The organism is Psychrobacillus syltrankelensis, from assembly GCF_055454035.1.
In genome coordinates, this window is sequence record NZ_CM144227.1 from 636,591 (window position 1) to 662,039 (window position 25,449).

Annotated in this window: 25 protein-coding genes, 2 pseudogenes and 2 riboswitches; of the genes and pseudogenes, 26 read left to right on the forward strand and 1 reads right to left on the reverse strand. The window is 34.2% G+C overall.

Annotated elements, in window-relative coordinates; all coding sequences use genetic code 11:
• Positions 1-149: 149 nt before the first annotated feature.
• The 16 genes from ACTSKG_RS03250 (at position 150) to ACTSKG_RS03325 (ending at position 15,932) form a co-directional block, all read left to right on the forward strand.
• Entirely contained in the window at positions 150-1,025 is an 876-nt protein-coding gene (locus ACTSKG_RS03250; RefSeq protein WP_464756715.1) for a carbohydrate ABC transporter permease, read from the forward strand.
• Positions 1,025-1,861, forward strand: a complete 837-nt coding sequence (locus ACTSKG_RS03255) for a carbohydrate ABC transporter permease (RefSeq protein WP_464756716.1) — start codon at positions 1,025-1,027, stop codon at positions 1,859-1,861. Before ACTSKG_RS03250 ends, ACTSKG_RS03255 begins: the two co-directional genes overlap by 1 nt.
• Positions 1,862-1,886: 25 nt before the next feature.
• On the forward strand, positions 1,887-2,588 hold the full coding sequence (locus tag ACTSKG_RS03260) for a YesL family protein (protein WP_464756717.1): 702 nt from the start codon (positions 1,887-1,889) through the stop codon (positions 2,586-2,588).
• 37 nt (positions 2,589-2,625) lie between these two features.
• Positions 2,626-3,642, forward strand: a complete 1,017-nt coding sequence (locus ACTSKG_RS03265; RefSeq protein ID WP_464756718.1) for a LacI family DNA-binding transcriptional regulator — start codon at positions 2,626-2,628, stop codon at positions 3,640-3,642.
• A gap of 20 nt (positions 3,643-3,662) precedes the next feature.
• Positions 3,663-4,352 carry a beta-phosphoglucomutase gene (gene pgmB, locus ACTSKG_RS03270; protein WP_464756720.1) on the forward strand — a complete coding sequence of 230 codons (690 nt, stop codon included), beginning with the start codon at positions 3,663-3,665 and terminating at the stop codon, positions 4,350-4,352.
• A 4-nt stretch (positions 4,353-4,356) separates the two neighbouring features.
• Positions 4,357-6,630, forward strand: a complete 2,274-nt coding sequence (locus ACTSKG_RS03275) for a glycoside hydrolase family 65 protein (RefSeq protein ID WP_464756721.1) — start codon at positions 4,357-4,359, stop codon at positions 6,628-6,630.
• Between the two features lie 36 nt (positions 6,631-6,666).
• A complete protein-coding gene (locus ACTSKG_RS03280) occupies positions 6,667-7,764 on the forward strand; it encodes an ABC transporter ATP-binding protein (protein ID WP_464756722.1) in 1,098 nt (365 codons plus the stop codon).
• A gap of 501 nt (positions 7,765-8,265) precedes the next feature.
• Positions 8,266-9,357, forward strand: coding sequence for a metallophosphoesterase (locus ACTSKG_RS03285; RefSeq protein WP_464756723.1), 1,092 nt, complete (start codon positions 8,266-8,268; stop codon positions 9,355-9,357).
• Positions 9,358-9,418: 61 nt separating this feature from the next.
• Positions 9,419-10,213, forward strand: coding sequence for a VanW family protein (locus tag ACTSKG_RS03290; protein WP_464756724.1), 795 nt, complete (start codon positions 9,419-9,421; stop codon positions 10,211-10,213).
• Between the two features lie 198 nt (positions 10,214-10,411).
• Positions 10,412-10,918, forward strand: a complete 507-nt coding sequence (locus ACTSKG_RS03295) for a DUF2243 domain-containing protein (RefSeq protein WP_464757956.1) — start codon at positions 10,412-10,414, stop codon at positions 10,916-10,918.
• A gap of 61 nt (positions 10,919-10,979) precedes the next feature.
• Positions 10,980-11,720: a cytochrome c oxidase assembly protein gene (locus ACTSKG_RS03300; protein ID WP_464757957.1), complete on the forward strand. Its 741-nt coding sequence runs from the start codon at positions 10,980-10,982 to the stop codon at positions 11,718-11,720.
• 669 nt (positions 11,721-12,389) lie between these two features.
• Positions 12,390-12,686, forward strand: coding sequence for a hypothetical protein (locus ACTSKG_RS03305; RefSeq protein ID WP_464756725.1), 297 nt, complete (start codon positions 12,390-12,392; stop codon positions 12,684-12,686).
• 76 nt (positions 12,687-12,762) lie between these two features.
• Positions 12,763-12,900 (forward strand): hypothetical protein, encoded by a 138-nt coding sequence (locus tag ACTSKG_RS03310; protein WP_464756726.1) that lies wholly within the window; start codon positions 12,763-12,765, stop codon positions 12,898-12,900.
• Between the two features lie 24 nt (positions 12,901-12,924).
• A complete protein-coding gene (locus tag ACTSKG_RS03315; RefSeq protein WP_464757958.1) occupies positions 12,925-13,611 on the forward strand; it encodes an SDR family NAD(P)-dependent oxidoreductase in 687 nt (228 codons plus the stop codon).
• Positions 13,608-15,176 carry an AMP-binding protein gene (locus tag ACTSKG_RS03320; RefSeq protein ID WP_464756727.1) on the forward strand — a complete coding sequence of 523 codons (1,569 nt, stop codon included), beginning with the start codon at positions 13,608-13,610 and terminating at the stop codon, positions 15,174-15,176. The genes ACTSKG_RS03315 and ACTSKG_RS03320 overlap by 4 nt, the downstream gene beginning before the upstream one ends.
• Before the next feature lie 228 nt (positions 15,177-15,404).
• The gene (locus tag ACTSKG_RS03325) at positions 15,405-15,932 is read left to right on the forward strand and encodes a hypothetical protein (protein WP_464756728.1); all 528 of its coding nucleotides are present in this window, start codon (positions 15,405-15,407) and stop codon (positions 15,930-15,932) included.
• A gap of 231 nt (positions 15,933-16,163) precedes the next feature.
• On the opposite strand, the gene ACTSKG_RS03330 is transcribed toward ACTSKG_RS03325, so the two are convergent.
• Positions 16,164-17,522, reverse strand: a complete 1,359-nt coding sequence (locus ACTSKG_RS03330; protein ID WP_464756729.1) for an Nramp family divalent metal transporter — start codon at positions 17,520-17,522, stop codon at positions 16,164-16,166.
• Positions 17,523-18,038: 516 nt separating this feature from the next.
• On the opposite strand from ACTSKG_RS03330, the gene ACTSKG_RS03335 reads away from it, so the two are divergent.
• The 10 genes and pseudogenes from ACTSKG_RS03335 (at position 18,039) to ACTSKG_RS03380 (ending at position 25,384) form a co-directional block, all read left to right on the forward strand.
• The gene (locus ACTSKG_RS03335; RefSeq protein ID WP_464756730.1) at positions 18,039-18,227 is read left to right on the forward strand and encodes a hypothetical protein; all 189 of its coding nucleotides are present in this window, start codon (positions 18,039-18,041) and stop codon (positions 18,225-18,227) included.
• Between the two features lie 111 nt (positions 18,228-18,338).
• Positions 18,339-18,971 carry a glycerol-3-phosphate 1-O-acyltransferase PlsY gene (plsY, locus tag ACTSKG_RS03340; RefSeq protein ID WP_464756731.1) on the forward strand — a complete coding sequence of 211 codons (633 nt, stop codon included), beginning with the start codon at positions 18,339-18,341 and terminating at the stop codon, positions 18,969-18,971.
• Between the two features lie 5 nt (positions 18,972-18,976).
• Positions 18,977-19,183 (forward strand): annotated as a pseudogene (locus tag ACTSKG_RS03345) (ArsR/SmtB family transcription factor); the annotation flags it as partial.
• Positions 19,180-20,403: pseudogene (locus ACTSKG_RS03350) on the forward strand (MFS transporter). The pseudogenes ACTSKG_RS03345 and ACTSKG_RS03350, both read left to right, overlap by 4 nt.
• Positions 20,404-20,456: 53 nt before the next feature.
• Complete coding sequence (locus ACTSKG_RS03355) at positions 20,457-20,840, forward strand: hypothetical protein (protein ID WP_464756732.1); 384 nt, start codon at positions 20,457-20,459, stop codon at positions 20,838-20,840.
• 423 nt (positions 20,841-21,263) lie between these two features.
• On the forward strand, positions 21,264-22,004 hold the full coding sequence (locus ACTSKG_RS03360) for a class I SAM-dependent methyltransferase (RefSeq protein WP_464756733.1): 741 nt from the start codon (positions 21,264-21,266) through the stop codon (positions 22,002-22,004).
• A gap of 140 nt (positions 22,005-22,144) precedes the next feature.
• A riboswitch (FMN riboswitch) is annotated at positions 22,145-22,276 on the forward strand.
• A gap of 150 nt (positions 22,277-22,426) precedes the next feature.
• A riboswitch (FMN riboswitch) is annotated at positions 22,427-22,558 on the forward strand.
• 150 nt (positions 22,559-22,708) lie between these two features.
• Positions 22,709-23,347 carry a riboflavin synthase gene (gene ribE / locus ACTSKG_RS03365; RefSeq protein WP_464756734.1) on the forward strand — a complete coding sequence of 213 codons (639 nt, stop codon included), beginning with the start codon at positions 22,709-22,711 and terminating at the stop codon, positions 23,345-23,347.
• A gap of 21 nt (positions 23,348-23,368) precedes the next feature.
• Positions 23,369-23,989, forward strand: coding sequence for a 3,4-dihydroxy-2-butanone-4-phosphate synthase (gene ribB, locus ACTSKG_RS03370; protein ID WP_464756735.1), 621 nt, complete (start codon positions 23,369-23,371; stop codon positions 23,987-23,989).
• 38 nt (positions 23,990-24,027) lie between these two features.
• Positions 24,028-24,492 (forward strand): 6,7-dimethyl-8-ribityllumazine synthase, encoded by a 465-nt coding sequence (gene ribH, locus ACTSKG_RS03375; RefSeq protein ID WP_387580874.1) that lies wholly within the window; start codon positions 24,028-24,030, stop codon positions 24,490-24,492.
• Positions 24,493-24,637: 145 nt separating this feature from the next.
• Complete coding sequence (locus ACTSKG_RS03380) at positions 24,638-25,384, forward strand: class I SAM-dependent methyltransferase (RefSeq protein ID WP_464756736.1); 747 nt, start codon at positions 24,638-24,640, stop codon at positions 25,382-25,384.
• Positions 25,385-25,449: the final 65 nt, after the last annotated feature.

The window sequence follows — 25,449 nt, forward strand, 5'->3', positions numbered from 1 at the left end:
CACTTTAAAATTGTTCGTGTTTTATCTTTAGATTTGAATTGTGTAATTGATTCCTTTTATTAAACTAATTTTTCTGGGCATCTCTTTTTATAAGGTGTCCAGTACCTTCCTTTTAGTGATTATACAAACTACATGAAAGAAGTGATGACATGCCAAATAAAAGTAATAAATGGTGGTATATATTATTTACTACTCCGCTATTGTTAATTTTTATAACAGTAGTGATTATTCCATTTTTAATAGGAATTTATTACTCCTTTTTTGAATGGGATGGTATTTCAGCAAATCCAAAAGTGTTTGTTGGATTGGATAATTTTAGCCAATTATTTGGGGATACTCGTTTTCTAGCATCTACTGGGAAAACAGTTTTATTTACATTGTTAGCAGTAATTTTTGTAAATGTAGTTGGACTCGTATTTGCACTCCTCGTAACGTCTAAACTTCGAACTGCGAATGCGGCACGTACGATGATATTTATGCCTTATTTAATTGGCGGATTAATTTTAGGGTATATTTGGCAGTTTATATTTTTGGATGTTTTTACTCTCTTCGGTAAAGTAACTGGATTCGACAATGTATTTTTTAATTGGCTTATCGATGTTGATTACGCTATGTATGCATTAGTTTTCGTTTTTACTTGGCAAATGGCTGGATATATCATGATTATTTATATAGCAGGTATTCAAGGAATTCCAAATGATGTAATTGAAGCATCTAAAATTGATGGGGCAAACGGATGGCAAAGGCTTAGAAAAATTACTTTTCCACTTTTAATGCCTGCCTTTACAATTAGTTTATTTTTAACACTTTCATCGGCATTTAAAATATACGATGTTAACCTATCTTTAACAAATGGTGGGCCAGCTAATTCTACCGAAATGTTCGCGATGAATATTTATAATGAGATTTTTGGTTATAGTAATTATGGTTTTGGTCAAGCAAAAGCAATTGTTTTCTTCTTTATCGTTGCTGCCATTACACTAACACAAGTTTATATTACGAAGAAGCGGGAGGTAGAAATGTGATGAGAAAAATACGTGGATTTACAAAAGAAATATCACTTCTCATAATAGCTCTTTTCTTCCTATCTCCTATTTACATAATAATTGTAAACTCTTTTAAAGATCGTCAGGAGTTATATGAAAATGCACTAGCATTTCCTAAAAGTTTTAGTTTTAAATATTATCTTGAGGCTATGGAAAAGATGAACTTTTTAAATGCTTTGGGAAACTCATTGTATATTACGATTATATCTGTATTAATCATCGTCGTCTTATCCTCTATGACCGCATGGATGTTAGCAAGAACAGACAATAAGTTGAGCAAGTTTATTTTCATGACTTTTATCGCGACCATGCTTATTCCTTTCCAAACACTTATGATGCCTTTAATGCAACTCATGAGTTCCATTACGAATATGTTACACATTCCAATGTTCAATACTCGTGAAGGATTAATTTTTATGCACGTTGGATTTAGTTCGAGTATTTCAGTCTTTCTATATCATGGTTTTGTCAAATCCATTCCAATTACTTTAGAGGAAGCAGCCACAATTGATGGAGCATCCAAGTTCGGGGTTTTTTGGAGAATCATATTCCCGATGTTAAAACCGATTACTGTTACAGTGATGATTTTAAACGTTATTAATATTTGGAATGACTATCTATTGCCTTCTCTGACACTGACTGATAAGGGACTTCGTACAATACCACTATCCACTTTTTATTTCTTTGGGGAGTTTACGATTAAGTGGAATTTGGCAATGGCAGGTTTAATGCTAACTATCATTCCTGTAGTGATTTTCTATGTTCTCGCTCAAAGACATATTATTAAAGGTATAGGGGAAGGGGCAGTAAAATAAGACCAATCTTTCAGGAGGGATGAAAATGAGAGAGTTTCCAGGCTTCTTGGGAGTATTGTACAGTTCTACGGAATGGGTTATGCGGTTTTCTGTTATTAATGTATTTTGGTTTCTCATGAATATCCCCAACATAATAATTATTTTAAGTGTTTACTTCAATAATTCTAGTAATGAATTTCTTCTATATTTAATACCATTAGTAATTTTAATACCAGCATTATTTTTCCCAAGTACGATCGCTATGTTTGCTACAATGCGTGATTTGGTGATGAAAAAGGACCTAAATTCCATTACAAAAGCGTTTTTTTCCTACTTAAAGTCTTATTATAAGAAGAGTTTACTATCAGGACTAATCTTGATGTCTGTTTGGCTCATTTGGGTTGCTGATTTTTATTATTTTAAAAATGAAAACGACTTAATTAGGACAATGATTTTGTTAGTAGGGATACTATTGTTTGTGTATACAATTAATTTCTACTCATTAATTGTACATTACTATATGAATATTAGGGCTCTACTCATCAATACGTTTTTTGTTACGTTTAGTAATCCTGTCTTGTTCTTATTTGTCTTAAGTAGTAATTTCCTGTTGTTCTATATAAGTGCATCAAAGTTTTTATTCTTGTTTCCTATTTTTACAGGATCATTAAGCGCATTTTTTTCTTTTTCTGCTTTTTATCGTTTTACTTTAAAAATAGAGAAAAAAGCAATGTCCATTAAAAAGTAGTTAAAATAATTAATAATGTAGGAAGTGACTAATTGAAATGGCCACGATAAAAGATGTTGCTAAAAAAGCAGGAGTTTCGATAAGTATTGTGTCAAAAGCATTTAATAATTATGTAGATGTAAATGAAAAAACTCGACAAAGAATATTTGAAATAGCAAAAGAACTAAATTATACACCTAATATAGTTGCTAAAAATTTATCATCCAAAAAGCAAATGACAGTCGGATTGATTTCATCTGGCGTTCTTAACAACAATGAAAAGGATAATAACGCATTCGATATATTCAAAGGAGTATATACAGCTGTTTCGGAAAGTCAGTTTGAATTGTCAATCTATCTAATAGATTCTCTGCGGCAAAAACAAAAAAGCTATGCTCAATACTGTAGGGAACGAAATATTGGGGGGGCTATTTTACAGGGAATCCGTATAGATGATCCATACTATATGGAATTAATCGATACGAATATACCTTGTGTTGTCCTCGACATTATGACAGAAACAGACAATGGACTAATCGGGAGTGTCTCTATTAATAATGCGGAGGCTAGCAGAGAGATTGCTGAATATTTATTGGAACGTAACCACCGAGATATTGTCATCATGGCAGGGACATTAGAAACTTACGTAAATAAAGAGCGTATTAAAGGAGTGCAGGACGCCTTTAAAGCAAGGAAGTTGGAATTTTATGAGGAGAAAGTGTTGTACGCGCAATTTTCAGAGGAAGAAGCTTATACTTTAGCGAAAATATACTTACAAACGAAACAACCTACTGCATTTCTTTGCTTTAGCGATCTAATGGCATTCGGTGTAATGAAAGCTATAAATGAAGCCGGTTTTAGAATTCCAGAAGATATTTCTGTTACTGGATTCGATGATTTAATGTTAAGCAGTTATACACAACTTACCACGATTAGTCAGAACTTTTTTGAAATCGGAAGGTTGTCAGCTCTTCTATTGCAAGACTTAATTGAGAATAAATTGGATCGACAACATATTTATGTAAAACACCAGTTAATTGAACGAGGAAGTGTCTATACACTCGTTAACAACTAAGATAGAAAGGAAAAAAACAAATGATCCTATACCCACAGGCATTTATATACGATCTTGATGGTGTTATTACCGATACAGCAGAATTTCATTTTTTAGCGTGGAAGAAACTTTCAGATGAATTAGGCATATCGATTGATAGACGGTTTAATGAGCAACTCAAAGGAATAAGTCGTATGGATTCTTTAGAGCATATTCTAAAACTAAATTCTTCCTTATTAAAACTGACTCATGAAGAAAAGGTAAGACTAGCAAACCAAAAAAATGAATACTATTTAGAATTAGTGGAATCTATTAATTCATCGAATATTTTACCGGGAATTGAAACTCTTTTGAATAAAAATAAAGAACAAAATATTAAAATTGCGCTTGGCTCAGCAAGTAAAAATGCCCTTCAAGTGTTAGATAAGCTTGGACTTTCTAAATACTTCGATTATATAGTAGATGCTTCGAAGGTGGAAAAAGGAAAACCGGATCCAGAGACTTTCACGACTGCTGCGGATTACCTCGGTATTCCTTACAAAAAATGTATTGGCATTGAAGATGCTGCCGCAGGTATTGAAGCTATCAATAAAGCCGATATGTTTTCTGTAGGAGTTGGAAAAGGAGAACATTTATCTCACGCTGATTATTTAGTGGGAGATACTTCTGAATTGATTTATGAAGAAATCATAAATCAATATATATATAAGTTACATATGGAGGAGAGATAGCTTCATGACCTGGAAATTGACTAAATCAGAGCTTGATAATCGTAACCTTTTGTTAAATGAAAGCCTTTTGTCTTTAGGTAACGGTTACTTAGGTGTAAGAGGTAACTTTGAGGAGGGCTATGAAGATACATACAATACGATTCGTGGTACATATATAAATGCTTTTCATGATGAAATAGAAATTAGTTATGGAGAGAAATTGTATGGATTTCCAGAGACTCAGCAAAAAATCTTGAATGTCATTGATGCGCAAACCGTACAAATCTATTTTGATGAGGAACTTTTTTCTTTATATGAAGGGGAAGTACTTAACTTCGAAAGAAACTTATATATGGATGCAGGTTATGCGGAACGAATTGTACACTGGAAATCTCCAAAAGGGAAAGAGATACATATTTCCTTTAGAAGGCTCATTTCTTTTGTTACAAGAGAACTATTTGCTATAGATGTAAAAATAGAACTTTTAAGTCATGTGAAGCAAGTAAAAATTGTTTCGTCTGTAAATGGAGATGTCTCAAACTTTGTGGATAAAAATGATCCTCGGGTTGCTTCTGGTCATGCAAAACGTCAATCTGTGGAAGAAGTTCGAAGAGATGACAATTATAGTATAATAAAAAGTAAAACATATGCTACAAAACTAGAAGTAGCATGTGTAACCACAACCAGTATTGGATTAGAAAAATATGAATATATGAGTAATACTGATGATACTAGTGTAGTAGAGACCTATATATGTGAGGATAATAAAGCAATTCACTTTACAAAGTACAATGTTTACACAGATACATTAAGACATGGGAAAGAAGTAATTAAAAAAGCAATTGCTATTCAACAAAAGTTAAAATTAACTACCTTTGAAGATTTATTAATACAACAAAAAAAATATCTAAATAATTTTTGGAATAAATCCGATGTGATTATTAATGGAGATTTAAAACTTCAAGAAGGAATTCGATTCAATCTCTTCCAACTCTTACAATCCGTCGGTAAAGATTCAGTAAGTAATATAGCTGCTAAAGGATTATCTGGTGAAGGGTATGAAGGACATTATTTTTGGGACACGGAAATCTATATGTTCCCTGTTTTTTTAATGACCAATGCGACCATAGCAAAAAATTTATTAGTACACAGATATTCTATTTTAGATAGTGCTAGAAAAAGAGCGAAAGAGATGGGACATAAAAAGGGAGCATTATTCCCATGGAGAACGATTACTGGTCCGGAAAGTTCGGCATTTTTTCCAGCGGGAACTGCGCAGTATCATATAAGTGCAGATATTGCTTATAGCTATATCCAATATTATTTAGTAACAAAAGATGAAGCATTTTTAACAGATTATATGGCAGAAGTCCTTTTTGAAACCGCTCGTTTATGGCTGGATACAGGTCATATGAAAGATGATCTTTTTAGAATCGATAGTGTAACTGGTCCTGATGAATATTCTTGTATTGTTAATAATAATTATTATACAAATGTCATGGCAAAACATAATCTTCAATGGGCTGCTAAAGTGTATAATCTTTTAAAAGAAAAAGATAAAAATTATTTAGAGCAATTATCGGATAGGTTAGAACTATCACCATTAGAAGTGGAAGAATGGAGCTATGCTGGAGAAAAGATGTATCTTCCATATGATAAGAAATACAAAATCAATGCACAGGACGATAGTTTTTTACAAAAGGATCGCTGGGATTTAGAAAATACGCCAAAAGAAAAATTTCCACTTTTGCTAAATTATCATCCGTTAACACTTTATCGATACCAAGTTTGCAAACAAGCTGATACTGTATTGGCACACTTTTTGTTGGAAGATGAACAAGATCTTGAAACGATAGAAAATTCCTTTAACTACTATGAAAAAATTACAACACATGATTCTTCTTTATCTTCTTGTGTATTTAGTGTAATGGCTTCCAAACTTGGATATAAAGAAACGGCATATAAGTATTTTAGAGAAACTGCCCGTCTGGATTTGGAAAATACACATGGTAATACAAAAGATGGTCTCCATATGGCTAATATGGGCGGTACATGGCTTGCTATTGTTTTTGGATTTGCAGGTTTACGTGTGAAGGAAAGTGGTCTTTCTTTAGCACCTTCTCTTCCAGATGATTGGGAGTCACTTAAGTTTCATTTGCAATATCAAGATAGATTAATAAAAGTAATTATAGAAAGAAATTTTGTAATCTATTTGCTAATAGAAGGAGAAGAATTGACCCTTTCTCACAAAGGAGATTTTATTTATCTAGAACCTGGAAAAGAAGTGAAGGTTTCATAATGTAATATATAAAGCCAAAACATTGGAGGAAAGATAATGGCAGATTTACAATTAGTGAATATCAAAAAGGTATACGATAAAGACATTGTTACAGTACAAGATTTTAACTTAGAAATAAGAGATAAAGAGTTTTTAGTATTGGTCGGACCATCTGGTTGTGGGAAATCTACTACGCTTAGAATGATTGCTGGTTTAGAAGAAATAACAGATGGAGACCTTTTTATAGGTGGCAAAAGAGTAAATGATATCGCCCCAAAAGATCGAGATATTGCAATGGTCTTCCAAAACTATGCACTATATCCTCATATGAATGTGTTTGATAATATGGCTTTCGGTTTAAAACTTCGCAAATTGAAAAAAGATGAAATAAAAAAACGTGTGCATAATGCAGCAAAAATTTTAGGTTTGGAAGATCTCTTAAATCGCAAACCAAAAGCTCTTTCTGGTGGACAACGTCAGCGTGTGGCTTTAGGACGGGCAATAGTTCGTGATGCGGAAGTATTCTTGATGGATGAACCACTATCAAATTTAGATGCAAAGTTACGTGTTCAAATGCGTGCGGAGATTCAAAAACTGCACAGACGACTGCAAACGACAACTATTTATGTTACTCATGATCAAACAGAAGCGATGACAATGGCAACACGTCTCGTAGTGATGAAAGATGGTATTATCCAACAAGTAGGAGCTCCCAAGGAGGTTTACGACAAACCTAATAATATATTTGTTGGTGGATTTATCGGATCACCCTCCATGAATTTTCTAAAAGGCAAATTAGAAGAGAATTATTTTGTTATGGGAGATGTAAAAGTACTCGTTCCAGGAGGAAAGCTACAAAAGCTTCGTGATCAAGGATATATGGGGAAAGAGCTCATTCTTGGAATACGCCCAGAAGATATTCATGATGAGCCATTATTCATTGATTCTTCCCCTGAAACAAAAATTAATGTCTCCATAGAAGTTGCTGAACTTATGGGAGCAGAAACTATTCTATATTCGAAAGTAAATGACCAAGACTTTGTGGCACGAGTGGATTCGCGTTTCAATGTTATAGCTGGTCAAACAGTCGACTTAGCATTTAATCTTAATAATGCACACTTTTTTGATTGTGAATCTGAATTACGTATTCAATGAATCAATTTTATAATTCAAAGTTAGAACATAAAACACGAACAATATTAAAGTGAAATGAGAGAATATGTATAATATACTCTTCATATATCCGTATGGTTCCCGCTATCGGCGGACGCTTTCCGCGGGGTGAGCGATGAGCCATCACCACCGCATTCGCGTCGTTTGCGATGTCTCATCTGTCTCACAGAGGAACAAAGGCTAAGAGCGCCACATCGTGTGGCAACGCCTTCGTGACCAACATCCTGTTGGCCTCCCGCTGGAGTCGCCGCCTGTCGCTCCAATCAATAAAATAATCATAGTTCGTGTTTTAATAATTACATGCTATTTATGAAATTAACTCCAATAAGAATATTTAATATAAAATATAAAAGCGTAAAGTAATTTAAAGACTTTAGACACCCGTATTATTACGAACATGTCTAAAGTTTTTTTCTATTAATTAATCTTAAGATTGTTTTGATATAATATTCTTAAAAGAACGAAAATTCAGGAGTTGAGATTATGATTGATGTAAGACGACTGCAATTAGATAAAACAAGACGTTCAATAGTTATTTCCGATATACATGCAAACTTAAAGGTATTTAAAGAACTTTTAGGCAAGGTGAAATACACGAAGGAAGATTATTTATTTATTAACGGTGATCTTTGCGAGAAAGGACCGAACAGCTTAGGGGTTATTGAGTATGTAAGGGAGTTATCTGAGCAATCTCAAAATGTGTATGTAACAAAAGGAAATTGTGATGTTATATATCGTTATGTTTTTAACGGGAGTGAGGGAATCATTCCATACATGAACAAACAACCTAATTCGGTTTTAAATGAAATACTAACAATACATAGTAAAACACTGGATGATTTCTGTAATTTAACTGAATTAGCTCATTTTTATCGGGAGCATTTTCAAGATGAAATAGAATGGATTGAATCATTGCCAAATGCTTATGATACAGATGATTTTATTGTCATCCATGCAGGTATTGAAAAGATAGAAGATTGGTATCAAACAGAAGAAAAGTTTGCTTTATATATAGACTCCTTTTACGAAAAAGAACACCAAGCGGATAAAACAGTCATTGTAGGGCACTGGCCAGTCGTTAACTATCGAGCAAAGCAAATAAGTTCACATAATCCATTAATTGATTTAGATAAAAAGGTAATTGCATTAGATGGTGGTAATCAAATTAAAAAAGACGGCCAGTTAAATGCTCTAATTATTAATAACGATACGTTTTCATATACATATGTAGATGAGTTAACAGAAGAAATGATTGTACAAAAAGATTATTCCGATTTAGCGAACAGAATGGGAACCGTTACTTATCCAAACTATGAATTGCGGATATTAAAGCGAGAGGAATACTTTACCCTCTGTGAAAATATGAAACTAGGAATAGATCAATGGATAAAAAATGAATATCTAGTAGATAATGATAATTTAACAAATTGCAGAACTGATCTTAGTACAACTTTTTTGTCTGTAAATCGAGACGAAAAAGTTTGGATCGTTGATAAGGAATGTGAAGGGTATATTCTTATTAAGAGGGCAAATGGAGAAGTAGGCTGGATACCAAAAAACTGTTTGGATGTTTGACATGAAGAAAGTGTTTTGAAAGATCCATGGGATTACTGAATAATAAGGAAGGGGGAATAATTTGAGATTTTCAGAGATTCATCCATTTCTATACCATATTCGGATTAAGCAAAAGACCTTATTTCGTTATCTACAAAACATGAGAGACAGAAAAAAATTTGCAAAGAACCACAGCAAGGATTCTTATCCTTTTACATGTAAAAAACACCAATCGCTCTTAAGGAGGCGGTTAGGTGATAGCGATCCACGACTTCAAGAAAATAAAATAGTAAATCTATCCATTGCAACGAATGATATAGATGGGATCATTATCCGTCCTGGTGAGACTTTTTCGTTTTGGGAATTAGTAGGGAAAACAACAAAAGCAAAAGGATATATAGAAGGTATGCAACTCTCACATGGAGAAGTGAAAACTGGTGTTGGTGGTGGGATTTGTCAACTTGCAAACCTACTTTATTGGATGGCTTTACATACTCCGTTAACTATTTTAGAAAGACATCATCACAGCTTTGACCCATTCCCAGATGATGGTAGAGTTCTTCCTTTTGGTAGCGGTGCAAGTGTTTTCTTTAATTTTGTAGATTTAAGATTTGAGAATAAAACGAAGTACTCCTTCCAAATCCGTGTTTGGTTGACTAATAAGCATTTAAAGGGAGCAATCTATTCAAACGAAAAGGTACGGTATACCTACCATTTAGAAGAAAGGAACCACATGTTTTTTAGGGAGAATGAAAAAAATTATAGACAAAATGAAATTTGGAGAAAAACGATTGATAAAAAAACAGGTAACTGTATAAACGAAGCACTACTTATAAAAAACTTTGCAGAGGTAAAATATGAAATCAATTTAGACTAAAAAAGCTCTTTGTGTTAGAAAATTATCGTTCTAAAATAAACTGGTGAATTTTAGAGGATTGAAAATATCTTTAGAGGGTACCGTCAGCAGAATGCGGATAATCAACGTTAAGACTATATCTCTGAATAAGAACTATTTATTTGACCAATATTGGAGGGTAAATAATGTAGATTTATGGTGAAGGAGAAGTAAATGGCTATGAAAGAAGACAAGAAGACCAATTCCAATTTTACAAATGTCTCTGTTTACTCAAATCGAAATCTATGGTCGGGGGTTCTATTCGGGGTTGGAGTAGCCGCTTTTATAGATGAGACAATTTTTCATCAACTACTGCGTTGGCACCATTTTTACGATAAATCTACGACTGATATTGGACTAATTTCAGATGGTCTTTTTCACGCTTTTAGTTGGTTTGCAACAATAGCAGGTTTATTCTTGTTTTCCGATCTTCGTCGGCGAAACGCACTATGGATTAGCAGGTGGGTGGGTGGTGTGTTGATTGGAGCAGGTGGTTTCCAATTATATGATGGTGCAATCCAACACAAACTAATGCGGATACATCAGATTCGTTACGTGGAAAACGTTATTGTCTATGACTTAGTATGGAACATGCTAGCTGTTTTAATGATCATAATTGGTCTCATTCTTATTGTTCGCACACGAAGTAAGAAACAATTCGGAAAGGCAGTTTCACATGAACATTAATAATCACATTTATCATAACGATGGGAATGAGATACCGCATATAGCCTGGATAATACCTCAGATGCTCCTAGCCCTGCCATTTATAATGGCATTGATTCTGTATATCCTAGCTGTAGTCCTTTCTAGTCGGTGTTATAAGCCGTGGCCATTATACCGAACCATCTGCTGGACTTTCGGAGTTCTGTTTGCGGTTATTGCTGTTGCTGGCCCCCTTGCCAATCGTTCCCATACTGAATTCACAGCGCACATGCTCGGTCATTTACTATTGGGAATGTTAGCACCATTGCTTATGGTAATAGCCGCACCAATGACTCTTGTGCTAAGAACGCTAAGCATCCCTTTAGCCCGACGACTTTCTCGTATTCTGAAGAGTTGCCCGTCTCGCATAATGACTCATCCCATTGTTACATCCTTCCTTAATTTAGGAGGTCTCTGGTTGTTGTACACTACCGACATATATTCGCTTGTGCACGAGAATACCCTTTTTCATCTCATAATGCATTTCCATGTATTCATAGCTGGCTATCTATTCACGGTATCCATGGTTTATATTGACCCACTACCCCATAGAATATCTTTCTTGTACCGTTCAATCGTATTAATTATTTTCTTAGCAGGTCATGGCATTCTATCAAAGTTCATCTATGCTCACCCACCTACTGGAGTACCGTTAGAACAGGCACAACTTGGAGGCATGATTATGTTCTATGGTGGAGATGCCATTGATATTATTGTTATCTTCATCCTTTGTTTGCATTGGTATAGAGCGACTCGTCCTCGAATAAAACTATCCATTAACTAGTAGTGGCAAAAAGTAAAATAAGCGGTTTTATAGGGTATTAATGAAAATTGATTGCTCCATCTAGTCACCTTTGGTAGGAAACACATTAATTCACGGAGGGTATACCATTTTAAATCGGAGAAAGTATTCTCTTTAGATTCTTTAAGACCAGTAAAATTTTCGTGACTTTGTTAAAAAAGGGGGAATCGTCTTAAAAATCGGCTTAGTGTTGTAAAACCGTCCCCCATAGAGAAATAATTAGAATATTATTAACAAATTAGAAGAAGACAATGATAAAATATAGATATAACTGAGTTAATTTCATAAATAGCATGTAATTTTTAAAACGCGAACAATCCTTAATTTATTTATTGGAGCGACAGGCAGCGACTCCAGCGGGATGAGTGAGACAGATGAGACATTACAAACGACGCGAATGCGGCGGTGATGGCTCATCGCTCACCCAGCGGAAAGCGACTGCCTATAGCGGAAATCATGCTGATTTATGAAGAATATATTATACATTTTCATGCATTTCAATTTAATATTGTTCGTGTTTTATGCTCTAAATTTGAATTATAAAATTGATTGAACTATAAGAAAATGAACAAATAGATACTAATAAATTTTTCATTACTTTCATTTTCTTTTCAATAAAGCTTTTTCATATATTTTTATGGAATTTATAGTGTGGATTTATGGGATAGAGACCTTATTTTTGAACTTTTTCATAAAGTTTTGGATTTTAAAAGGGGTGTTAGAATGGGTAATATGAACTTATTGGGAGCTGGAAATTGGATTGGAATACTTTCTATAATACTGATTGTATTATGCTTTTATTTCTCTCTTACTTTCTTTCAACACTTAAAAATAGGTGATGAACGTCTGATAAAACAGTCAAAATTAGCAGCAGTCGTTTGTCTTGCTATGAGTTTATTAATTCCAGCATTATACAGTCTTTATATCTATAATCAGATGATGAAATAATAATAGATTCAAACTATGATGATTTTTCATTAAGTCGCAAATCTAAAAACTATAACAAGTAAAAGGAATTGTTAATATGCATAAATACAACCTTTTAGAAAGATTATTATTTCCTCCTACATATTTCAATAAAAAGAAGTTAAGCAGTAAACTAAATGGAAAAACGATTCTTATAACTGGTGCGAGCTCTGGGATAGGAGAGAAAGTAGCTTAACTAGCAGATATTCATGCTCATCTTATTTTAGTTGCCAGAAGAGAAGATAAGCTTTCAATAATGAAAAGTGAAATAGAAAAGGAAGTTGCCAAAGTAAGTATTTTCAGGGCAGATCTTAGAAACAAAGAAGAGATGGAGGAGTTACTGGATTTTATTCATCGACTTCCCAATGGGTTGGATATAGTAGTTAGTAATGCAGGTTTATCAATTAATCGCTCTATTCACAATTCATTAGACCGATTTCACGATTTTACCCGTACGATGGCTATTAATTATTTCGCTCCAGTTCAACTGCTTTTGTCAGTCATTCCTTTGTTAGAAAAAAATAAAGGACAAATTATCAACATTTCCACAGTAAACGCTCTTTTAATACCAATTCCATATTGGGCTGCATATCAAGCATCCAAGTCAGCTTTTGATACTTGGTTTCGATCTGCAGCTCTAGAGTTAAATATGATGGGAATATCTACAAGCTCTATCTACTTACCATTAGTTAAAACCCCCATGATACTTCCTACAACTGTTTATCTTAAGATGCCTGCCATGTGCCCGAAACATGTAGCACAGATTATTTGTAAATCCATGTATACCAAAAGGAAAAAATATAGGCCATGGTGGTTAATATTTGGCCAGTTGACCTCCATATTTTTTAGAGGCATTCTGGAAACTTGTATTACTAGTGTTTTAAGAAAGAGGGGAGAAGGAAAGTGAGATTAGTAAAACTTATAAAAGTTTTATATAAAATCAAGTTATTTTCTCCATTAGGAATATATTGGTTAATAATTGGTATTTATAAATGTGGAGTAAATACCATGTTTCTGTTATATATTGCCGAGAGGGCATACGGCAATAAAATCGCACTAGTATACGAAGAAGAAACAATAAGCTATAAGCAATTACTATTACAATCCGAAAGATTAGCCTTTATTTTAAAAGAAAAATTCCAATTAAAATCAGGGCAGAAGGTTGGCTTTTTGTGCAAAAACCATTCTTCTCTGATAAAATCTATTTTTGCTATCTCCCGTTTAGGTCCTGACATCTATTTGCTTAATACAGAAATGAGCAAAATGCAGTTTAATCAATTAGTAATTCAACATAATTTCGCATTAATTGTCTATGATTTTGAATTGAGTTCTTATATAGAAGAAACCCAATACAATAAAGAGAAAATTTTGAGCTACCATGATAACTTTCAGGCAATTAATAACTTACTTCATTCAAGAATAGATGTTAAATACAAGCTTCAAAAGTCTTCAAAGAGTAAAATTGTGCTGCTAACAGGTGGAACTACAGGGAAATCAAAGGAAGTCGCACATACACCTTCAGTATTCAATTTTTTAAATCCATTCTTAGCATTAATTACACGATTAAATCTATTAAATTGTCATACTGCATATATTGCTACTCCCCTTTATCACGGTTATGGGATTGCTGTTTTATTTTCGTTTATTGGATTAGGGAAAACAGTGATTTTAAATAAAGGATTTCATGCTGAAAAGGCTTGTTGCCTTATACGTGAGAATAATGTTGATATTGTTACAGTCGTACCATTAATGATACATAAAATGTTAAAAACCAATCCAGAAGATTTGCAATCTCTTGTTTGTATCGCTTCTGGAGGAGCAGAGCTGAATCCTAAACTTGTAGAGGATGTCTTCAGTAAATTAGGGGATGTTTTGTATAATTTATATGGCACTTCGGAAGCTGGTTTGAATATAATTGCAACACCAAATGATCTGAAGTATTCGGTTCATACGATCGGTAAAAAAATAGACGGTGTTCGATTAAAAATATTGGATAACAATAATAAAAGGGTCAAAAATGGTGTAATAGGACAATTCTTCATTAAAAATAAATGGTCGATGACAAATAGTGAGAAATGGTGGATAGAAACCGGTGATTTAGGTTACCGAGATAATAATGGGTACTATTTTTTACGAGGGAGAACAGATGATATGATAGTTTCAGCTGGAGAAAATGTTTATCCCATTGAAATTGAGCAAGCATTAATAAATCATGAACTAGTTGAAGATGTAGCAGTTATCGGAATTAGCGATGAAAAGTTTGGTCAAAGATTACAAGCATTTGTACAACCAGTTGATGTTCATCTCTCCAAAGAGGAGCTCTTTGTATGGTTACGTCCAAGGGTAGCGCGGTTTCAATTACCAAAGGATATTGTATTTGTGGATCATATTCCGTATACACCATTAGGTAAGATTGATAAAAGACAACTTAGACAAATCAAGGCAAAGGTAGCACTTCAAGATTACCGCTAAATTTAGAGTTAATAAAAGCATGTTTTCCACCAGTTGATATTCAAGTGGAATACGTGCTTGCTTATTATAATGCACTAGAGATTTATCTACATTTTTTGTTTGTGCAAAATAAGATAGTTGGAAAACTTGAGGGAAGGCAATTCAAAGAATGCAATTAGTTTACAGTTTTAGCAGTTACACATGTTAATGGACTAATAAATAACTTCATATGGAGGTGTAAGATTAAATTTGAAAAAATGGCTTTTTGTTATTTCATTTATTTTTATCATTTCTATAATTTATTATCAAATGGATTATAAGACATTAGAAGAAGCCATAGAGGAATCAAACGTGCCTATGGATGAAATTTTTTATACCACAGAAATGAAAGGAAATACTATTATCATATATGGAGATAATAATATTTTATCCGCTGCTCTAATCGAAAAAAACTTCTTCGGCTATCGTTGGTCTGGTGGGTCTGGAGGTGAAGAATTCAATCGGAATGACTCGATATTAACTAAATCACTTACCAATTTGCTTCCTCGTAGATCATCATCATTAGATGATTACGTTACAATCTTAATGGGTGTTATTTATGATGATGAAATCGAAAAATTACTAATTCAATATAAAAATCTAGAAAGTACTGAGGCTACAATTCTAGATACTAATAAAGGACGTATATGGTTTAGTTTCTCACCAACTCCTATTAATTATGATACAGAAGTGATTAGGATCTATAAGGATGGAACCAAAATAACTGGATGGTATTAATGATAATTCTTTAAATAATTCTACTAAATTAAAACAAGGCGTTGATTAACCACTTTCTTACATAAAATCCTTGTATGAAATGTGCTCCATTTGCATCTATACGTTTTCGGTTTGCTTTGGTTTGAATATTCGATTAGACATGGTTGAATTGACTAAAAGAGAATTTTATACTTATACATGAAAAAAAGCGGCATGATTATTCATCAAATCATGCCGTTTTTTCAATGTTTATTATCCTAAATCTTGCCCAGTGATGATAATATAACAGATTAAGAATATATTCAAAATGATGATTAAAACGGTACATATCCAAGCTAATATTTTTACTGGTAATCTATTTGCAAATTCACCCATTTTCCTTTTATCGCTAGTAAACATTACTAAAGGAACAACGGCAAATGGGAGAGCTAGACTTAATACGACCTGACTCCATAAAAGTAGTTCACCTGTTCCTTTTGATCCAGCAATCCAAGTTACAACAAAAGCAGGGATAACTGCTAATAATCGTGTAATCAAGCGACGTAACCAAGGGGAAATTCGTAAATGAATAAATCCTTCCATCACTATTTGACCACTCATCGTTCCAGTGATAGTAGCATTTTGTCCGGAAGCTAGTAAAGCAACTGCAAATAATGTACTTGCAATACCAACACCTAACGTAGGACTTAATAATTCATACGCCGCTTCAATTTCGGATACATTTAAGTTTGTTCCATAAAAGGCTGCTGCTCCAAGAATTAATATAGCAGAATTGATGAAGAAGGCCGCAGTTAGAGAAAATGTAGAATCAATGAGTGAAAATTTTAATGCCTCTTTTTTTCCCTCTATTGTTCTTTTGTAGTTTCTCGTTTGAACTATGGAAGAATGCAAATATAAATTATGTGGCATAACCGTAGCACCTAATATTCCAAGTGAAATAAAGAGCATGCCTGGGTTTGTTACAATTTCCATTTGCGGAACATATCCTCCAAATAAAGCGGAAATCTCCGGCTTGGAAATAAACACTTCAAATGCAAATATGAAAAAAATCGTTACCATTAATACGATGACAATCGATTCTATAATCCGAAAACTTTTCTTTTGCAAATAAAGTAAAAGTAATACATCTAGTGTTGTAATAGTAATCCCTAATAAAAGAGGAATTCCAAATAATAAATTCAAAGCAATCGCAGAACCGATGACCTCTGCTAAATCTGTTGCAATAATTGCAAGTTCCGTTAAAATCCAAAGAAAAATAGCCGTTTTCTTCCCGGTTGCATCCCTTGTTGCCTGAGCAAGGTCTCTTCCAGTTACAATCCCTAGTTTTGCTGACAATGACTGTAATATTATTGCAATTAAATTAGAGAGTAAAATGACACTTAATAGCGTGTAACCAAATCTTGCACCACCTGCAATGGAAGTCGCCCAGTTTCCTGGATCAACATATCCAACAGCTACCAACGAACCTGGTCCAGCAAACGCCAGAAGCTTACGCCAAAATCCTCCTTTAGTCGGAACGTTTACTGAGCTATTTACCTCTTCCATACTTACATTAGAACTTTCTTTAAACCATCCCTGGTCGTTTGACTTATTTTTGGGCCGAGAACTCATTTTTCATCCCTCCTAAATTTCTTTTTATGTTAAAATGTTTCCCAAGACCAACTTTTGAGGTAATATAATACACTTTTTAGTATATGTAAATATCTTAACATGGTATCTTGTCTTTGTAAAAGTTTTTTTCTCTAAGGAAACTTTTATTGTGATAGAACCATTCAGGACAAGGTCTCAAATACTTGGGTAAGTGAAAAAAACTATAGGAAAAAATGATTTTTTCTCAAATATTTAATAAACAGGAAACAATAAGAACGTTTTCCACTGATTTAAGTGATAATAATATTTAGTATGTACAAGGAAGTTGACTTTAGTTCTATTAAGATCGAATCGATTATTCCTAGTCGAGCGGAACCAGCCTACTAGGTAAAGATTATTACTCATAATCTGGAGTAGCCCGAGATGAAGTTTATCCATTCGATACACATAAGATCATCTGTTGACACGATAAGTGGTCTACGTTTGAAGCATTGATTGCACAAAAGGAAGTTTTCTTAAGTTATTTAGATGTACGTATTGGAATCATTTAATAGAGTAGAAAAACATGAAACTGATATCTCTAAAGTAATTGCTACACAGAACTTGAGAGATGAGATTGAACTGCAATTATTGAAAAATGAAAATACAGTATTTGCGCAGCTTTTAAAAAGGGGAAATTATTGTCGATTATGGCGTGTATCTGTATTTATTTTATTATTATCTTAATAGAGTGACTCTATTGAGATACATGTAGCGTACTGGTAAAATCATAGTTAGAAGATCCTGTATTTATGTAGAAATAAAAGAAAATTAGAATAATTCCAAGGGAGAAGAGTGATGATTGATATTTTAAAGCTTTTTACGGCCTTAGCTTTGGGTTACCTTTTAGGCAGCCTTAATACAGCGGTGATTGTAGGGAAAATATACGGCAAGGACATAAGGAGCCATGGAAGCAAAAACGCCGGGCTTACCAATACTCTGAGGGTACTTGGGAAATCTGCTGCGGTGTTTGTTCTTGTGGGAGATATATTAAAGGGGATAATTGCCTGTTTAATAGGAATTTTCCTCAGCGTTAATTTTTATTCGGGAGATGCTAAAGACTGCTTAAGCCTTTTAGCGGCAGGCGCAGGAGTGGTTATAGGGCATAACTGGCCGATATATTTTAAGTTTAAAGGGGGCAAGGGAGCACTTACAGCAGTGGCTGTGCTGTTTATGGTTGACTGGGTTATGGCCCTTTTATGCCTTGGCTTTTTTGTGATAATAGTAGCTTTAACCCGCTATGTTTCTTTAGGCACAATATGTGCTACAATGCTTTTTGCGACTATTTCATTTATCCCTGTTTTTGGGAATACCTTATATTTTTATATATTTGCGTGCCTAATGGCGTTTATGGTTACTTTTAGGCATATGGAAAATATACATAGGCTACTTTCAGGAACAGAAAATAAACTTATTTTTTCGCGACGTTGATCAGTCTTCGAATCGTTAAATTACTATATGAACACGATCGTACATTACAGGATATTACCGAAAAATTAAATATCGGTAAATCTACCATCCATCATCATCTTAAAATATTGAGAGCAGCTAAATTAGTGGAGATTATCGATGCAAAGTATTCTCTTAAGAGAAATGCGCTCGATATGTTATCAAAAGAATTGGAGTTATATTTAAATCAATGAGGAGAGGGATACGTAACAACTTATTAGAAAATCGTCCTTTTCTCATTGTATGGGTAGGTAATGTCATTTCTGAATTAGGAGGAGCATTCGGGACTTTTTGTAACTCCATACTAATTTATCAACTGACCAGTTCCACAATGGCAATAGGCAGTATGTGGTTATTGTATTTTATACCTTCCCTCTTTTTGCAATTGTTTATTGGTCCATTTATTGACCGATGGAGTAGAAAATAGATAATGGTATTTTCTCAATGGACTCGAGGGTTAATTTTTCTCATACCACTTGTATCTTTTACTACTGGAAGTCTTGAAACCTGGCATATTTATGCTGTTCAAATAGTAGTTGGTTTAATTATTCCTGTCTATACACCAGCCAATCAAGCGATTATACCTACTATTGTTTCTAATAATCAATTAGCAACAGCGAACGCATATATTGACGGAACGGTCCGATTAATGACCTTCCTTGCACCGATTCTAGGTGGAGTTGTTATCGAGGATTTAGGCGTAATACCAACTTTAATATTCGTATGTGGAATACTTTTTACAAGCGGTATACTGTTACTTTTTATACAAGAGACAAGAATCACTCAAAATGTACGAAAATCTTGGCTCGAGCAATTCCTTGAAGGAGTAACTTATTTTTTTGGTCAACGTCTTATCGTTTGGTTAGGAATCTTTTTAGGTTTTGTTCAATTTGGAGTAGGGGTGACGATGGTTGTCACATTGCCTTATATTACAAATGAATTAGCTGGTAGTTATTCAGAATATGGATACTTCATGGCAGGTTTTCCATTAGGCTATGTAGTTGGTTCAATATTAGTTGGAAAAATTAAATACAAAAGTAGAAGAGTTTTAATGTTAGGAGCTTTAGTAATTGGTGGTTTAACTTTTATTACGTTAGGCTTTAGTCATAGCATTATCTTAGCTATTATTACCGAAGTTATTGCTGGGATAGCTATGGCAATCTTTGGAGTACATAATATAACCATTTTTCAGCAAACCGTACCAAATGAGTTAATGGGGAAAGTATCTTCCGTTCGACTGTTTATAATTAGGGGAGCTATGCCATTAGGGGTTCTAGTAGGCGGAGTTTTGAGCGCACAATGGGGAATACGGCCATTGTACTTTTTGATAGGATCTATTATCTGTACCGTGTCTTTGCTAGGAATATTTCTTCCTTATTTCAAATTTATGGATATGTCTTCAAGAAGGACTTAATACGTTTATTAAAGAATAGAAACTTATACGAATAAAAGGAAGTGGGCTATTCTATGTTTTTGTTTATAGGTAGAACCGGTCGAGTATTATTCTATATTTCTTTGTTTTTATTAATAGTTTTAGGTTGTTCCAATGAAATAATAACTGGAAATCCAACACCAAAAGATATGCTTAAAAACAGAGATGCAGATATTTTTCTTTTAGAAGATATTGTATACGCGAATGCCCAAGAGATTGAATGGGTTACAGAATCCGAATATACGCTAGGTGAGCAAGTTGGGATAATAATAAAACAAAAAGAATCTGCATTTAACTTTAATAATGGTACAGCAAATAAGTTGCCTGTTGGAACGAAGATTTATACAACAGGTAAGGGTTTTAAAATTGCTGTGGTTGATGGAATGGAGATTCCTTACATACCATTGTTGGAAGGTTAGTTTAAAGATCATTTATAAATTTAAGAAGGAAATAAAGCGTTTCATCTTGAATTAAAACGTAGACCACTGAAAGGAAGTGGACTCATAAATGAGAACAACACGAAAAATTGCTCGGTGCAGTATTAATCTAATAGCAGATTGTACCGCGGAAAATGAAGATGCTATTAATTAAACTGCGTCATTTCTCATTTTAATTGACTGCGAAGCGAGATAACCCTCTTGATGAGTGCCCCCTGGAAAGTGTCCTCCTGCAGCGTAAACAAACCTGTTCATTCCATAAAATGTTATATATAATTTTCTAAATAATCTGTGATATAATCTATTAAATTACAAGTTATTGGAGGCATTATATGCTGCTTTACAATTGATTCATCCTGATCGACCTTATTGAATGATAAAAATGTTGGATAAGGAGTGTTCAGTATGAAATGGGTTAAAAATTTTTACGAAAAACAATTTCAATTATATAAAGAAGGTCTAACAGGTCCAAACGAAGAGCATGAGGAAATATTGGCGAAAATCGAGAAAATGGTCTCTAACCCTTTCCATTCCATTTTGGAGTTAGGTGCGGGAGGCGGAGAGTTTGCAATAACAGCTGCTAAAAAGGGATACTCTGTTACTGCAGTAGAACTAGTAACATCTCGAATTGACTACATGAAAAAGCTGAAAAGCGAACATAGTTTAATCGGGGAGCTTGAAATGGTAGAAGGCGACTTTTATGAGGTAGAACTTCATAACTCTTTTGATGTTATTTGCTATATAGACGGATTCGGTATTGGTGAAGATCAAGATCAACACAAATTATTAAAACGAATGAGCAATTGGCTAAAACCTGATGGTTGTATCTTAATAGATATTTATACTCCTTGGTACTGGGCAAGTGTTGCTGGTCAAGAGATGGCAGTAGAAAATACACTTCGAAAGTATGATTTTGATTTTTTGAATTGCCGTATGCTTGATACATGGTTTGATGGGGAAGGAAGCGTTACTCAATCTTTAAGATGTTACTCTCCTCAAGACTTGAAAAAGTTATTAGAGACTACTGGACTTACGCTTGTCGATATTGAACCTGGTGGTGCGATGAACTACAAAACTTGGGAATATCATGTGCATGTTGACTTAAACGAAGCAATGTCTTACATGGTTAAACTGAGAAAAGAATAATATGTAAAAAATAGTTGGACAGGCTGATAAAAGTCTGTCTTTTTTGTGCTCACTTTTAAGAACAGAAATTAAGAAACTTAAGTTTACTTTTTATACCATGAAAATTTTCTTTTTAAGTGCTATACTGTTTTTATAGATGAATAGTCCTTCGGGGTCGGGTGAAATTCCCAATCGACGGTGATGAAGAAATTCTAAGCCCGTGAGCCTTCTTTAAGGCAGGATTTGGTGCGAATCCAAAGCCGACAGTATAGTCTGGATGGGAGAAGGATGTATGAGCAAGCTTATTTCCTTATGGAGAAAATACACTTCAAGAGGTTTATTTGTTGATGCTTTAAACAGAATTTTCCTAATTACCCCGTAGAGATATATCTATGGGGTTTTATTTTTAAATAAAACCTAGCAAAATGCAAAATTTCATACATGTAGTCCTTCGGGGTCGGGTGAAATTCCCAATCGACGGTGATGAAGAAATTCTAAGCCCGTGAGCCTTCTTTAAGGCAGGATTTGGTGCGAATCCAAAGCCGACAGTATAGTCTGGATGGGAGAAGGATGTACGAGCAAGCTTATTTCCTTATGGAGAAAATTACTACTTCAAGAGGTTTATTTGTTGACGCGTAAAACATAATTTTCCAACTACCCCTTAGAGATGTTTCTATGGGGTTTTATTTTTGAGTAAATTCTTAAACAGAAAAGAGGTGTAGCCTATGTTCACTGGAATTGTAGAAGATTTAGGCAAAGTTAAATCGATGAAAAGCGGACCTAATAGTATGCAATTAACTTTGGAATCCAAAAAGATTGTAGAAGATATTCACCTAGGGGATAGTATTGCGGTTAATGGTGTATGTTTAACAGTCATTTCTTTTTCGAATGAACTATTTACAGTGGATGTTATGCCAGAAACGGTAAAGTCTACAAGCATTCAATCTTTGCAAATTGGTCATGCTGTTAATTTGGAGCGTGCAATGCCTGCTAATGGTCGATTTGGTGGTCACTTTGTTTCGGGCCATGTGGACGGTACGGGTGTCATTTTAAGACAAAGAAAAGTAGAAAATGCCGTATATGTAGATATTAGCATTAGTGAGGAACTCAGTAAATTCTGTATGCTAAAAGGTTCGGTTGCAGTAGATGGCATTAGTTTAACCATTTTTGGTATAAAGTCAAATCAACTAACAGTTTCCCTTATTCCACTTACATTTAGTGAAACACTTCTCGGTATTAAAAAAGAGCATGATGTAGTGAATATTGAAAATGATTTACTTGGCAAATACGTGATAAACCATTTGGAAAGAAAGCAAGAAAGTTCGTCGATCTCAATGGATTTTTTAAGACAAAATGGATTCTAACGAAAAGGCGGTACATTACATATGTTCCATACAATTGAACAAGCAGTAGAGGATTTGAAAAAAGGGAAAATTATTATCGTTGTAGATGATGAAAGCCGAGAAAATGAAGGTGATTTTCTAGTGTTGGCAGAGTACGCAACACCGGAAAACATTAATTTTATGGCAACATATGGTCGGGGTTTAATTTGCACGCCTGTCACTCAAGTGTTAGCAGATCGTCTTGATTTATATCCGATGGTTCAAGATAACACGGACAATCATCAAACGGCGTTTACTGTAAGTGTGGATTATAAAACGACTGAAACAGGCATTAGTGCATTTGAGCGTTCAGAAACGATATTACAACTGTTAAACACGGAATCGGTTAGCTCGGATTTCCGCCGACCTGGTCATGTGTTCCCACTTGTAGCAAAAGAAAATGGTGTACTCGAGCGTCCAGGTCACACAGAAGCAGCTGTTGATTTTGCGAAACTTTGTGGTATGCAACCTGCAGGAGTTATTTGCGAAATTATGAGTGTAGACGGCTCAATGGCGAGAGTTCCTGAATTACATACTATTGCCGAAACACATGGTTTAAAGTTTGTGACGATCGAAGCATTAGTGAAATATCGAAATGAACAAGAACAAGAACAAGCAGTTTGATAAAAAAATTTAAAATGAACTTATAGGAGAGATAAAGAATGGGAAAAGTATTTGAAGCGAATTTAATAGGTACAGATTTAAAAATTGGTGTAGTTGTTGGTAGATTTAATGAATTTATTAATGGTAAATTATTGGATGGTGCATTGGATGGATTGAAGCGTCATGGCGTTGCCGAGGAAAATGTAGATGTTGCATGGGTGCCTGGTGCATTTGAAGTACCTTTCATCGCAAAAAAAATGGCAGAAACGAAAAAATATGATGCGATTATCGGTTTAGGTACCGTTATTCGCGGTTCTACGACACACTACGATTATGTTTGTAACGAAACAGCTAAAGGCGTTGCAAGTGTTGGCTTAACTACAGGTGTACCAGTTATGTTCGGTATTGTAACTACGGAAACAATTGAACAAGCGATTGAACGTGCTGGTACAAAAGTCGGAAATAAAGGCTATGATGCTGCAGTGTCCGCAATTGAAATGGCGAATTTGAATCGTTTATTTTAAGTGAATTAGCAATTTAATATACATCTAAGGACAGGCTGAAATGAGTCTGTCCTTTTTGTAATCATTGATCATATACGTAACGTATTATTAAATATGATACGATATGTTTTATAGTGTAGAGAAGTAATAAAAAGGAGAAAATATAATGGACAACACGAAGAAATTCAACGGTAAAGCTGCTATTTATGCAAACGCAAGACCTAGCTATGCGCCTGAATTGATTAACCATTTATCATACATTGGGATAGCTAAGGACTCCTTTGTCGCTGATATAGGTTCGGGAACAGGGGTTTTTTCAAAGACATTACTTGAAATGGGATGTAATGTGTACGGCGTTGAACCAAGTGAAGACATGCGAAGTGAATCTAAAGAAAATTTAGGACAATTCTCAACATTTTATCCAGTGAATGGAACTGCGGAACATACTACTCTTCAGGCAAAAAGTGTAGATTTTATTACTGTTGCACAGGCGTTTCACTGGTTTGATACAGTTAGATTCAAAATGGAGTGTAGCCGTATTCTTCATGACAAAGGAAAGGTTATTTTAGTATGGAATTCCCGTGTGATGGACAGTCCGTTAGTACAAGAGAATGAACAAATCTTTAGAAGGTTTTGCGCGGATTTTAAAGGTTTCAGTGGAGGAATTGGATATATGGATGAAAAAATCAAAACGTTTTTTAGTAATTTTGATGTACATCGTTTTCAAAATGATTTGCAATTTAATAAATCAAAATTTATCGAAAGAAACCTGTCAGCATCCTATTCACTAAAAGAAAATGACGTGGAATATGATAGTTATATAAAGCAGCTGAAGAATTTGTTCGACAAATATGCCATAGACGGTAGGCTTATTGTCCCAAATGAAACAATCGCATACATTGGGCAGATATAAAATAACAGATGAAGAAACCCATGAAGGAATGAATCTACTTCGTAGGTACTTCACTATTTGTATGG

What these genes read in the sequence shown, in the direction of transcription:
- ACTSKG_RS03380 (WP_464756736.1), top strand. Translation starts at nt 24,638, where the DNA reads ATGGACAACACGAAGAAATTCAACGGTAAAGCTGCTATTTATGCAAAC.
- ribB (WP_464756735.1), top strand. Translation starts at nt 23,369, where the DNA reads ATGTTCCATACAATTGAACAAGCAGTAGAGGATTTGAAAAAAGGGAAA.
- ACTSKG_RS03265 (WP_464756718.1), top strand. Translation starts at nt 2,626, where the DNA reads ATGGCCACGATAAAAGATGTTGCTAAAAAAGCAGGAGTTTCGATAAGT.
- ACTSKG_RS03260 (WP_464756717.1), top strand. Translation starts at nt 1,887, where the DNA reads ATGAGAGAGTTTCCAGGCTTCTTGGGAGTATTGTACAGTTCTACGGAA.
- ACTSKG_RS03280 (WP_464756722.1), top strand. Translation starts at nt 6,667, where the DNA reads ATGGCAGATTTACAATTAGTGAATATCAAAAAGGTATACGATAAAGAC.
- pgmB (WP_464756720.1), top strand. Translation starts at nt 3,663, where the DNA reads ATGATCCTATACCCACAGGCATTTATATACGATCTTGATGGTGTTATT.
- ACTSKG_RS03250 (WP_464756715.1), top strand. Translation starts at nt 150, where the DNA reads ATGCCAAATAAAAGTAATAAATGGTGGTATATATTATTTACTACTCCG.
- ACTSKG_RS03330 (WP_464756729.1), bottom strand. Translation starts at nt 17,522, where the DNA reads ATGAGTTCTCGGCCCAAAAATAAGTCAAACGACCAGGGATGGTTTAAA.
- ACTSKG_RS03275 (WP_464756721.1), top strand. Translation starts at nt 4,357, where the DNA reads ATGACCTGGAAATTGACTAAATCAGAGCTTGATAATCGTAACCTTTTG.
- ACTSKG_RS03295 (WP_464757956.1), top strand. Translation starts at nt 10,412, where the DNA reads ATGAAAGAAGACAAGAAGACCAATTCCAATTTTACAAATGTCTCTGTT.
- ACTSKG_RS03360 (WP_464756733.1), top strand. Translation starts at nt 21,264, where the DNA reads ATGAAATGGGTTAAAAATTTTTACGAAAAACAATTTCAATTATATAAA.
- ACTSKG_RS03285 (WP_464756723.1), top strand. Translation starts at nt 8,266, where the DNA reads ATGATTGATGTAAGACGACTGCAATTAGATAAAACAAGACGTTCAATA.
- plsY (WP_464756731.1), top strand. Translation starts at nt 18,339, where the DNA reads ATGATTGATATTTTAAAGCTTTTTACGGCCTTAGCTTTGGGTTACCTT.
- ribH (WP_387580874.1), top strand. Translation starts at nt 24,028, where the DNA reads ATGGGAAAAGTATTTGAAGCGAATTTAATAGGTACAGATTTAAAAATT.
- ACTSKG_RS03310 (WP_464756726.1), top strand. Translation starts at nt 12,763, where the DNA reads ATGCATAAATACAACCTTTTAGAAAGATTATTATTTCCTCCTACATAT.
- ACTSKG_RS03300 (WP_464757957.1), top strand. Translation starts at nt 10,980, where the DNA reads ATGCTCCTAGCCCTGCCATTTATAATGGCATTGATTCTGTATATCCTA.
- ACTSKG_RS03255 (WP_464756716.1), top strand. Translation starts at nt 1,025, where the DNA reads ATGAGAAAAATACGTGGATTTACAAAAGAAATATCACTTCTCATAATA.
- ACTSKG_RS03355 (WP_464756732.1), top strand. Translation starts at nt 20,457, where the DNA reads ATGTTTTTGTTTATAGGTAGAACCGGTCGAGTATTATTCTATATTTCT.
- ribE (WP_464756734.1), top strand. Translation starts at nt 22,709, where the DNA reads ATGTTCACTGGAATTGTAGAAGATTTAGGCAAAGTTAAATCGATGAAA.